Raw genomic sequence first — 10,825 nt, forward strand, 5'->3', positions numbered from 1 at the left:
CTTCGGCCCGGTCGCGTTCGTGGCGCCACACCTGGGCCGCCGTGGCGATAGCCCCGGCATTGATCATCGGGTTGCGGGGAATGCCGGACTGGGGGTCGAGGCTGATGGCGTTGAAGGAGTCGCCCGACGGCTCCACTCCCACTTTCTTCCGCATGAACGGCGGCGAGAGCAGGCGCAGGGCAAGCCCATACATGAAGGGCTTGGAAATCGACTGGATCGTGAAGGCGGTGTCCCCATCGCCAACGGCATAGACCCGGCCATCGGCGGTGGCCAGCACGATGGCGAAATTGTCGGGAGCGGCTTTGGCGAGCTCAGGGATGTAGTCCGCCAGCTTCCCCTCCCGGCAGGGGAGCAGCTCCCGGTGCAGCTGCTCCAGCACCTGCTGGATTAGGGCGGCGTGCACCGGCTCGCTCTGGTGCGGCGGTCGTGGGATCACTGAGGACAGACCGGAGGGTGGAATCGCCCTAGCGTGCCAGCGTGAAGCTGTTTTGATCGGCGCGAACCTGCCTCCCCGATGCGCCTGAGCCTGCAAAGCTTTCGCCTCACCAAGGCCGTGCCCCTGGCGATCAGCCGGGGCACCACCGCCGCCGTGGAGCACCTGCTGGTGCGGATCACCCACGACGGGCTCACGGGCAGCGGCGAGACCGGTGGCTTCGACACCGGCCACCGCCACTACGCCACCGATGCGGTTGCGGCCGAGCTGGAGGCATTTGCCCCCCGGCTGGAGGCCCTGGCGCCCCAGCCCCTTCAGGCCCTGGAGCCCCTGCTGGCCGCCCTGAGCCCCCCGGCCCGCTGCGGCCTGGATCTGGCACTGCACGACTTGTGGGGCAAGCGGTTGAACCAGCCGCTGCACCGGCTCTGGGGGCTGGATCCGGGGGCCTGTGTCGCCACCAGCGTGACCCTCGGCTTAGGCCCCCCCGAGGCTGGGCTGGCGCGGCTCGAGCGCTGGTGGGCCCAGTTGCCCGCCACCCGGATCAAGCTCAAGCTGGGCAGCCCCGAGGGGGTGGCCCACGACCTGGCCCTGCTGGAGGCGGTGGCACGGGCGCTAGAGCAGCGGCGCCAGCTCACCGGTGGGCCCTGCGAGCTGCAGGTGGATGCCAACGGCGGCTGGGATCTGGCCACGGCCCGCTCGATGCTCAAGCCCCTGGAGCGCGCGGGGGTGGTGCTGCTGGAGCAGCCCCTGGCCCCGCTGCTGGATCCGGAGGCTGACAGCGCTGGCTTTGCGGCCCTGCACGGCGAAGCTCCCCTGTCGCTGGTGGCCGATGAGAGCTGCTGGGACCTGGCCGATCTGCTGCGGCTTGCCCCCTACGTGGACGGCATCAACATCAAGTTGCTTAAGAGCGGCGGCCTGGCCGAAGCCCTGCTGATGGCCCGGACGGCCCGGCGGCTGGGGTTGGGGGTGATGGTCGGCTGCTATTCCGATGCCGCCCTGCTCAACGGCGCCGCCGCCCAACTGCTGCCGCTGGTGAATTGGCCCGACCTTGACAGCCACCTAAACCTGGTGGATGACCCCTTCAGCGGCCTGCACCTGGACGCCGATGTGCTGGTGCCCCCTTCGGGGGCCGGGCTGGGCATCAGCCTGAGGCAGGAGCCATGTTGAGCGCCTCCGACCCGATCGTGCTGCTGCAGCACGGCGGCCTCGACGACCTCTCGGGCAAGACCGGCCTGGCCATGCTGCGCTACCGCTCCGGCCCGATCGTCGCCGTGATCGATCCGGCCTTCGCCGGTGCCGAGCTGCTGGCCACCACCGGCATCCCCCGGGCCGTGCCGGTGGTGGCCGACATGGCCGCCGCCCTGGCCTACGGGCCCGCGGCGGCGGTGGTGGGCCTGGCCCCTTCCGGTGGGCGGCTGCCGGAGCTGATGCGCGCCGATGTGCTGGTGGGGCTCCAGGCGGGGCTCAACCTGGCCAGTGGTCTGCACAGTCGCCTGGGCGACGATCCCGAGCTGGCAGGGGCCTGCACCCGGCCCGGCCAGTGGATCTGGGACCTGCGCCAGGAGCCCCCAGCCCTGGCGGTGGCCACGGCGCGGGCGGCTGCCCTGCCCTGCCGGCGACTGCTGGCGGTGGGTTCCGACATGGCCGTCGGCAAGATGAGTGCCTGCCTGGAGCTGCAGGCGGAAGCCCTGCGCCGGGGGCTCGATGCCCGCTTTGTGGGCACGGGCCAGGCGGGGATCCTGATCGCCGGCACCGGGGTGGCCCTCGATGCGGTGCGGGTGGACTACGCCGCCGGGGCGGTGGAAGGGGCGGTGCTGCAGGCGGCCGCCGGGGCTGGGCCAGCAGCGCTGGTGCTTGTCGAGGGTCAGGGTTCCCTCTGCCACCCGGGGTCATCCGCCACCCTGCCGCTGCTGCGCGGCAGCCAGCCCACCGATTTGCTGCTGGTGCATCGTGCTGGCCAGAGCCAGGTGCGCACCAGGCCCGGGGCGGCCCCAGTGGCCATTCCCCCCCTCCCGGAGCTGATCGCCGCCGTGGAGGCGCTGGCGGCCCTGGGCCGGCCCGATGGCCTGCGGCCCCGGGTGCGGGCCGTGGCGCTCAACACCGCCCGGCTCGCCAGCGCTGAAGCAGACGCAGCCCTGGCGGCCACCGCCGCCGAGACGGGTCTGGCCTGCGTCGATCCGGTGCGGCAGGGCGCGGGTCAGCTGCTGGATGCCCTGCTGGCCGCTGGCTGAATAAAAAAACCGTCCCCACCTGGGTGGAAACGGCTGGGCAACAAGGGCGAGCGAGGGGATTCGAACCCCCGGATGGCGGCACCACAAGCCGCTGCCTTAACCGCTTGGCGACGCCCGCCTTGAACAACCCAAATGTACCAAGCCTCCCGGCCAGGGGGTTTTCCAGTTCCTGGATCGATTTAGTGCCAACCTGGAAAGCCATTCAGCCACGCCTCGTTTGCCCGGCCGTCCGGACCTCCCCGCCCGTGCCCCCTGGCGCTCAGGCCTGCTCCTGCTGGTGCTGGCCAGTGCCGGCCTGGCCCTCACCAACCCAGCTTCGGCCGACTTCGAGGCTTTTGCTGCCGACCGGTTGGTCGATGAGATCAGCGATGAGCTCTGCGTCAAGGGCGGCCTGCCCGTGTTGATGCGGCTGGCGATCCCCAACTGCCAGGAGCTGGTGGAGGGCCAGCGCCAGGCCTTGGCTGGCGTTGTGGCCAGCCACACCCGCCGCACCAACCTGATGGTGGCGAGCCTCTACCGCAGTGAGGTGGGTGGCCAGACCGTGCTGGCTTGGCAGGTGCCGCGCTTCCGCTCCACCGTGCTGGCAGTGGCCGGCCAGTTTGTGCTGATCGCGGTCAGCAGCGACAACTCCCAGGAGGGGCCGTGAACCCTGCTGCTGGGCCCAGCTCGCTGCTGGTGCGCCTGCCCCGCGGACTGCTGGATCCACGGCTGGCGGTGGGCTTTGGGGCCGATGCCGATGGCCTGGTGTCGCTGCGGCTCCGGATAGCAGCTGGCCAGATCACGGCGATCGAACCCCTGCCGGCCGCGGCGCCACCTACGGCCGCCGGGCTGCCGTTGGCGCTCACGCCCCTGGTGGAGCCCCATGCCCACCTCGATAAGGCCTTCAGCGCCGTCGCCTTTCCCAACCGCCAGGGCACCATGGCCGCGGCCATGGAGGCCAACCTGCGCGAACACGGCGAGCGTTCGGCCGAGCAGGTGGCCGAGCGGGCCGAGCGGGCCCTGGATCGGGCCTGGCGCAATGGTCTGCGGGCCATCCGCAGCCACGTTGACAGCCTGGGGCCGGCGGCCCAGCCCAGCTGGGATGCCCTGCTGGAAGCCCGCCAGCGCTGGCTTGGCCGGGTGGAGCTGCAGCTGGTGGCTATGGCACCTGTGGACCACTGGCTCAGCCCCGACGGCGTTGCCCTGGCCCGCCGGGTGGCGGACGGCCAGGGGCTGCTGGGCGGGGTGATCGGCCCCCCCTATGGCCAGGGGCTTGCCCGCCGCATCGGCGATCGGGAGGCGTTGCTGGCCCTGCTTGAACTGGCCGAGCGCTGTGGCTGTGGCGTCGACCTCCACGTCGATGAATCCGACGCCTATCCCGGCGTCGGGGTCGCCCTGGTGGCTGGGCTGGCCCTGGAGCAGCGCCGGGCCGTGGCGATCACCTGCAGCCACGCCAGCAGCATGGGCCTGCTCCCGGCGCGGGCCTGCGACCGGCTGGCCGACCGGCTGGCCGAGGCGGAGATCGCCGTTGTGGCCCTACCGACTACCAATTTTTGGCTCCTGGGGCGCCGGGTGGCGCGCACCCCCTGGCGCCGCCCGCTGGCGCCGATCCGCAGCCTGCAGCGGGCCGGGGTGCGGCTGGCCATAGGCGGCGACAACGTGCAGGATCCCTGGTATCCCGGCGGGGATTTTGATCCGATCGAGCTGCTGCGCCTGGCGGCGCCGCTGTGTCAGCTGATGCCCTGGCAGCGCCTTGGCCTGGCCCCCTTCAGCACCGCCGCCGCCGCGGTGCTCCAACTGGCTTGGGACGGGGTGGTGAGGGTGGGTGCCCCCGCCGACCTGGTGCTGTTGGGGGCAGGCTCCTGGGGCGAGTTGCTGGCCCGGCCGCCCCAGCGGCGGGTGCTGCGCGGCGGCCAGTGGCTGCTCCCTCCCGAGCAGGAGCTGCCCTCCCCCCTCCTATTCGCCCCCGGCCCTCCCCGCTTACCAGCCCCCGCCCCCGTCTCCCATGGCTGAGTTGTACCCCGACTATTCCAAACAGCCCGATTATTCCGGCTTTTTTAGATATCCAGAGGCCCGGATCTCAGCCCTGGCGGCGGAGCTGGGCCGGTTGGATCCGTCCATGCCGCTGCTGGGTTCGGAGGCACCGGCCGAATTGGAGCGCCTCTCGCGCGACTACTTCGACTACTCACCGGTGCTGGTGGAGCGGCTGCGGGGCTGCCGGGCCCAGCTGGTGGCATCGGCCTCCAGCCTTGAGCAGGTGCGGCTGGTGGCGGGGGCCTGTGCCCGCCACGGCATTGCCATGACGGTGCGGGGGGCCGGCACCGGCAATTACGGCCAGTGCGTGCCGCTGCAGGGGGGGCTGGTGCTCGATCTGTGCGGCCTTGACCGGCTGCGCCACTTCGATGCCGCCACCGGGGTGATCGAGGTGGAGGCCGGCAGCTTGATGGGTGGCCTCAACCAGCAGCTCGAGCCCCTGGGCCGGGCCCTGCGCCTGGTGCCCAGTACCGCCCGCAGCGCCACCATCGGCGGCTTCATCGCCGGCGGCTCCGGGGGCATCGGTTCGCTGCGCTGGGGCTTTCTGCGCGATCCGGGCAACCTGCTGGGCCTGGAGGTGGTGACCGTCGAACCCGAGCCCCGGCTGCTGCGGCTCGATGCGGCTGCCAGCACCCCGCTCAATCATGCCTATGGCACCAACGGCATCCTCACCGCCCTGCGCCTGCCCACCACCGAGTTGGTGGCGTGGCAGCAGCTGGTGGTGGGTTTTGACAGCTGGGATCGGGCCCTGGCGGCAGCCCAGGCCCTGCTGGGCACAGCCCTCCAGCTCCAGGCCCTGACCCTGCTGGAAGCGCCGATCGCCCAGCAGCTGCCCTGGCCGGGGGGCTGCCCGGCGCCGTTGGCGGCGGAACAGCGCCTGTTGCTGCTGGCCGCACCGGATGCCCTCGAGGTGCTGCCGGCCTGGCTGGCCGCCCTGGGCGGCCAGATCCACTGGCAGGCGCCCCAGGGCGGCAGCCGGGGCCTGCCGCTGCGCGAACTCAGCTGGAACCACACCACCCTGCACTGGCGTGCCCGCAATCCGGATTGGACCTACCTGCAGATGCTGCTGCCCCAGCCGGAGGGCCCCTGCCTTGGCCTGCTGAGGGAGCGGTGGGGCGATGACCTGCTCTGGCACCTGGAGGCCGTGAGGCAGCAGGGGGGCGCGCGCCTGGCCGCCCTGCCGCTGCTGCGCTGGCGGGGCGAGGAGGCCCTGGAGCGGTTGATGGCTGACTGCCGCCAAGCGGGCGCCCTGCTGTTCAACCCCCATGTGATCAGCGTCGAGGATGGGGGCCTGGGGGTGGTCGATGCCGACCAGGTGGCGGCCAAGGCAGCCCATGACCCGGCCGGTTTGCTCAACCCCGGCAAGCTCGGCGGCTGGCTCAGCAGCCCAGGCTGAGCCGGGTGTCAACGCCGGTGCCCGGGTGGGTGCCCTCGGCGTCGCGGCAGAGGGAGCGCTGGTCGAGACGGTCGATCAGGGCGTCACTGAAGTCGGCATTGGTGACGGTGGCGCCATAGAAGCTGCTGCCCGAGGCAATCGCTCCAGTCAGATTGGCCCCGGTCAGATCAACGCCGGAGAAGTCCACCTTGTCCATCAGGGTGCTGCTCAGATCGGCGCCGGCAAAATTGGCCTCCGGGAAGGCCGCCTGGGTGAGGATCGCGCCGTGCAGGTCGGCGCCGCTGAAATTGGCCTGCCGTCCGGTGGCGCCGGCGAAGGAGGTGTTGGCCAGGTTTTGGCCGCTGAAATCCTGGCCGTTCTGGTTTGTCAGGGTGTAGTCAACCCCGCTGAACTCGGCGGCCGCCGGCATCGCTGGCACCAGGGCCAGGGCCAGAGCCAGGACCAGATTCAAAGCCAGCACCCGATTCAAGACAAGCACCGGGGCCAGCGCATTGCTCAGGATTTTGCCCAGGGGATGGGCCATGGCGAGGGGGTCGGGGCTTTCACTCTGGACCTTCCCTATCTAGGAGTGCACCTTCCAGGAGTGAATCATCCCGGCGAGCAGCTCCGAGGAGCTCTCCGACCAGATAGAGGGAGCCGGCAACTATCAATGGTGCCGTGCTGGCTCCGTGCTGGCCGAGGGCTGTGGCCAGATCTGGGGCGGCATTCAGCTGGGGGGCGAGCTGGGGGCAGGCGGCTGCCAGGGCTGGCTGGCTCCATCTGGGGTGGCCCGGCACCGGCACAATCGTGGCCCGATCGCCCGGGGCCAGCAGGGCCGTGACGATCTCTGGCCCCTGCTTGTTGGCCAGGATGCCAAGCACCCAGGCGCGGGGACCTGGCTTCAGGCCATGGCGGGCCGGCTCGGTGTCGAGTTCGGCCCGCAGGGCGATGGCGGCGGGCAGGTTGTGGGCCCCATCGAGCAGCAGGGGGCGACCGCGCCAGCTCACCTGCTGCAGCCTGCCGGGCCAGCGGGCGCCGGCGAAGCCGCGGCGGATCCCCGCCGCGTCGATCGGCCAGCCCCGCTCCTCCAGGGCCCTAAGCATCCCCAGGGCCACGGCGCCGTTGCTCGCCTGCACGGCTCCCGGCAACCCCAGGGGCCAGGCGTTCAGATCCAAGGGCTCGACCCAGTGCAGCTCGGCCCCCACCGCCCTGGCTTGGGCGGTGAGAACCGCAGCCACAGCAGGGTCTTGGGGGCCGCTGAAGGCGCTGGCTCCCGGCTGGAGCACGCCGGCCTTCTCGGCGGCAATCGTGGCTGGATCCGGCCCCAGAATCTCGGTGTGGTCGAGACCGATCGAGGCAAAGCCGATCACGCTGCGGTCGGGGTGGCAGGTGGTGGCATCGAGCCGCCCCCCCAGACCCACCTCCAGCACCACCAGCTCCAGTTCCGCTGCGGCGAAGGCCAGGAAGGCGGCCGCGGTCACCAGTTCAAACGGCGTCAGCAGGTGGCGGCGGGCGGCCGGCGTGGCCCTCTCCAGCTGGCGGCGCAGGTTGGCGACGCTAATCGGCCCGGCCCCGATCAGGATCCGCTCGCTCCAGCACACCAGGTGGGGGGAGGTGTAGAGGCCGGCGCGCAGGCCAGAGGTCAGCAGGGCCCGGTGCACCAGGGTGCAGATCGAACCCTTGCCGTTGGTGCCCGCCACCTGCACGGCGGCGAAGCGGCGCTCGGGATGGCCCAGCTCGGCCAGGGCAGCCCCGAGCCGCCCCAGGCCCAGGTCAACGCCGCGGCGGCTGAAGGGTTCGATCAGGTCGGCAAAGGGATCGCCACTGGCGGGCGGTTCAGGCAAGGCTCACCAGGGCGCGCTCGAGGCGATCGACGGCCAGGCGCAGGTGGCGGGGCTGGATCACCAGCGGCGGCACGAAGCGCACCACCCGGGGGCCGGCGGGCACCAGCAACAGGCCCTGCTCGATCGCGGCCGTGACGATCGCTGGGGCGTTGGGGGCCTCCTCGCGCAGCACCAGCCCCTGCAGCAGGCCCCAGCCCCGGACCCCCTCCAGCAGGGTGGGGTGGCGACTGACCAGGGCGGCCAGCAGCTCCTGCAGCAGCGCCCCCATCCGCTGAACGTGGTTGAGCAGGTCGCGGCGCTCCAGTTCGGCCAGCACCGTCAGGCCGGCCCGGCAGGCGAAGGGATTGCCGCCGAAGGTGCTGGCGTGGTCGCCGGGGCGGAAGTGGTCCACCTCGGCCTTGACCGCCAGGGCCCCGATCGGGATCCCGCCGCCCAGCCCCTTGGCCAGGGTGATCGCATCGGGCTCCACCCCCAGCTGCTGGTAGCCCCAGAGCTGGCCGCTGCGGCCGACGCCGATCTGCACCTCGTCGAAGATCAGCAGGATGTTGTGGGCGTCGCAGAGTTCGCGCACCCGCTGGAAAAAGCTGCGGTTGCCGGGATGGACCCCGCCCTCGCCCTGGATCGGCTCCAGCAGCACGGCCGCCACCCGTGGCCCCTCGGCCTGGCAGCTGGCCAGCAGGGCCTCGAAGGCTGCGGTGTCGTTGTAGGGGAAGTAGCGGAAACCCTGCACCATCGGCTCAAAGCCCTGGTGGTATTTCGGCTGGCCCGTGGCGGTGACGGCGGCCAGGGTGCGGCCGTGGAAGCTGGCCTGGGCGGTGAGGATCAGGGGGCCTTGGTCTTCGCCGCGGCCGCCGCCGATCCCCCGCAGGTTGGCGTGCTTGCGGGCCAGCTTGATGGCGGCCTCATTGGCCTCGGCACCGGAGTTGCAGAAAAACACCCTATCCAGGCAGCTGCGGGCCCGGATTAGCTCGGCCAGCTCTTCCTGCTCCGGAATCCGATAGAGGTTTGAGACGTGCTGGAGCTTGCCCAGTTGCCGGCCGAGGGCCCGTTTCATCCGCCCGTCGCTGTGGCCCAGGGTGCACACGGCGATGCCAGCCACGCAGTCGAGGTAGCGCTTTCCCTTGCTGTCCCAGACCCACACCCCCCGCCCCCGGGTGAGGCTGATCGGGAAGCGGGCATAGGTTCCCATCACTGCTGATGTGGACACCGGCGAGATGGGAGCGGTGGGACTCGAACCCACAAACCCGAAGGCGCTCGATTTTGAGTCGAGTCCGTCTACCAATTCCGGCACGCTCCCGCGATACAGAGCTTAGGCGGCGATGCCCGCGCCGCTGCCATTGCCACTGATCCGCTGGATGCGGGCGCCGGCGGCGTTGAGCTTGCCCTCCAAGTTGGCGTAGCCGCGATCGAGGAATTCCAGCCCCCGCACGGTGGTGATCCCCTCGGCGCCCAGACCGGCCAGCACCATGGCGGCCGAGGCCCGCAGATCGGTGCCCCGCACCGGCGCGCCGCTGAGGCGGGCAACCCCCTCCACGAAGGCGGTGTTGCCCTGCATGCGGATATCGGCCCCCATGCGCTGCAGTTCTGCGACGTGTTGCAGCCGGTTTTCAAAGATATTTTCCGTGATCACGCTGGTGCCCCGGGCCGTGGCCAGCAGGCTCATGAAAGGGGCCTGCAGATCGGTGGGGAAGCCGGGGAACGGCTGGGTGCGCAGGTCAACGGCATTGATCTGGTCTGCCTTGATCGTGAGGCCGATGCCGTCGTGCTCAATGCTGCAGCCAGCCTCCTCGAGTTTGGTGATCACGGCACCGAGATGCTCGGGAATCACCGGCGAAACCCGGAGCTGGGAGCGGGTGATGGCCGCAGCCAGCAGAAAGGTGCCGGCTTCAATGCGGTCGGGGATGACCGCGTAGTCGGCGCCGTGGAGACGCTCCACGCCGACGATCGTGATCGTGGGGGTGCCCGCGCCGCGGATCCTGGCGCCCATGGCGATCAGCAAGCCGGCCAGATCAAGCACCTCGGGCTCGAGGGCAGCGTTGTCGATCACCGTCTCGCCATCGGCGAGGACGGCGGCCATCATCAGGGTCTCGGTGGCCCCCACGCTGGGGCAGTCCATGTGGATGCGGCCGCCGGTGAGCCGATGGCCCCGGCCGGGGACGACTGCTGTGACGACCCCATGCTCAATGGTGACCTGGGCTCCCAGGGCCTTTAGCCCCTTGACATGTTCCACCACGGGCCGGGTGCCGATCTGGCAGCCGCCCGGCAGGGGCACCTTGGCCATGCCCATCCGGGCGAGCAGCGGACCAATGCAGAAGAAGCTGGCCCGCAGGCTGTTCACCAGCTCGTAGGGGGCCGTGGAATTGTTGACCGCTTCTCCGCTGAGTTCTAGGCAGTCACCCTGGCGCCGCACCCTGCCACCGAGGCTGGTGAGCATCTCGCCCATTGCCGCGATGTCGGTGAGGGGCGGCACGTTGCGCAGCCGAACCGGATCGCGGGTGAGCAGGCAGGTGGCCATCAGTACCAACGCCGAATTCTTGGCCCCGCTCACGTGGAGCTCGCCGCTGAGGCTGCGGCCACCACTGATCTCCAGCTGGGGGTTAAGAATGATTTGAGGAATTGAGCGAGGCTGGACAGCGTTCAAGCTCATGGAAGGGCTGTCCACCTACTGCTGGGGCATATTGACAACAAAAGTTGGGTCCGTCTAGGCGGACGCTGGCGGAACTGGCTTGATCTCAAGACATTGGGCTTGCATCTCAAGAGCCCCCCTGGCCGTTGAACTTGAGCTGACCTTGTGCTGAGGGGTCTCCCCTGATGTCCTATCTTTTCTGGGTCGTTCCGGCGACGGCCAAGCGGATGTGGCGGAATTGGTAGACGCGCTAGTTTCAGGTACTAGTGGCAGCAATGTCGTGGGAGTTCAAGTCTCCCCATC

The 10,825-nt window shown here is 70.4% G+C and carries 10 protein-coding genes and 2 tRNA genes; 5 read left to right on the top strand and 7 right to left on the bottom strand.

Going from position 1 to position 10,825, the window contains the following annotated elements; genetic code table 11:
• A partial coding sequence (locus tag KBZ15_RS10230) for a glutaminase (protein WP_255015118.1) occupies nt 1-403 on the bottom strand: 403 nt, incomplete at its 3' end.
• Nucleotides 404-514: 111 nt separating this feature from the next.
• On the opposite strand from KBZ15_RS10230, the gene KBZ15_RS10235 reads away from it, so the two are divergent.
• Nucleotides 515-1,600 (top strand): dipeptide epimerase, encoded by a 1,086-nt coding sequence (locus tag KBZ15_RS10235; protein ID WP_255015120.1) that lies wholly within the window; start codon nt 515-517, stop codon nt 1,598-1,600.
• The gene (locus KBZ15_RS10240; protein WP_255015121.1) at nt 1,594-2,664 is read left to right on the top strand and encodes a DUF1611 domain-containing protein; all 1,071 of its coding nucleotides are present in this window, start codon (nt 1,594-1,596) and stop codon (nt 2,662-2,664) included. The genes KBZ15_RS10235 and KBZ15_RS10240 overlap by 7 nt, the downstream gene beginning before the upstream one ends.
• Before the next feature lie 45 nt (nt 2,665-2,709).
• Here the strand turns inward: KBZ15_RS10240 and KBZ15_RS10245 are convergent.
• Nucleotides 2,710-2,782 (bottom strand) — tRNA-His (locus tag KBZ15_RS10245).
• A 99-nt stretch (nt 2,783-2,881) separates the two neighbouring features.
• Between KBZ15_RS10245 and KBZ15_RS10250 the strand changes: the two genes are divergently transcribed.
• From KBZ15_RS10250 to KBZ15_RS10260, 3 genes are all read left to right on the top strand, one after another.
• Nucleotides 2,882-3,310 (top strand): DUF4359 domain-containing protein, encoded by a 429-nt coding sequence (locus KBZ15_RS10250; RefSeq protein WP_255015122.1) that lies wholly within the window; start codon nt 2,882-2,884, stop codon nt 3,308-3,310.
• On the top strand, nt 3,307-4,656 hold the full coding sequence (locus KBZ15_RS10255; protein ID WP_255015124.1) for an amidohydrolase family protein: 1,350 nt from the start codon (nt 3,307-3,309) through the stop codon (nt 4,654-4,656). The genes KBZ15_RS10250 and KBZ15_RS10255 overlap by 4 nt, the downstream gene beginning before the upstream one ends.
• A gap of 106 nt (nt 4,657-4,762) precedes the next feature.
• Nucleotides 4,763-6,073 carry an FAD-binding oxidoreductase gene (locus tag KBZ15_RS10260; RefSeq protein ID WP_255015128.1) on the top strand — a complete coding sequence of 437 codons (1,311 nt, stop codon included), beginning with the start codon at nt 4,763-4,765 and terminating at the stop codon, nt 6,071-6,073.
• On the opposite strand, the gene KBZ15_RS10265 is transcribed toward KBZ15_RS10260, so the two are convergent.
• From KBZ15_RS10265 to murA, 5 genes are all read right to left on the bottom strand, one after another.
• Entirely contained in the window at nt 6,057-6,596 is a 540-nt protein-coding gene (locus KBZ15_RS10265) for a pentapeptide repeat-containing protein (protein WP_396123431.1), read from the bottom strand. The two genes, KBZ15_RS10260 and KBZ15_RS10265, sit on opposite strands and share 17 nt — an antisense overlap.
• Nucleotides 6,597-6,615: 19 nt before the next feature.
• The gene (locus KBZ15_RS10270; protein ID WP_255015125.1) at nt 6,616-7,896 is read right to left on the bottom strand and encodes a folylpolyglutamate synthase/dihydrofolate synthase family protein; all 1,281 of its coding nucleotides are present in this window, start codon (nt 7,894-7,896) and stop codon (nt 6,616-6,618) included.
• Nucleotides 7,889-9,136: an aspartate aminotransferase family protein gene (locus KBZ15_RS10275; RefSeq protein WP_396123432.1), complete on the bottom strand. Its 1,248-nt coding sequence runs from the start codon at nt 9,134-9,136 to the stop codon at nt 7,889-7,891. The genes KBZ15_RS10270 and KBZ15_RS10275 overlap by 8 nt, the downstream gene beginning before the upstream one ends.
• Nucleotides 9,112-9,193, bottom strand: a tRNA-Leu gene (locus KBZ15_RS10280). The genes KBZ15_RS10275 and KBZ15_RS10280 overlap by 25 nt, the downstream gene beginning before the upstream one ends.
• Nucleotides 9,194-9,205: 12 nt before the next feature.
• Entirely contained in the window at nt 9,206-10,543 is a 1,338-nt protein-coding gene (gene murA / locus KBZ15_RS10285; protein ID WP_255015127.1) for a UDP-N-acetylglucosamine 1-carboxyvinyltransferase, read from the bottom strand.
• Nucleotides 10,544-10,825 lie beyond the last annotated feature (282 nt).

The organism is Cyanobium sp. BA20m-p-22, from assembly GCF_024346275.1.
In the GTDB taxonomy this organism is placed as follows: Bacteria; Cyanobacteriota; Cyanobacteriia; order PCC-6307; family Cyanobiaceae; genus Cyanobium_A.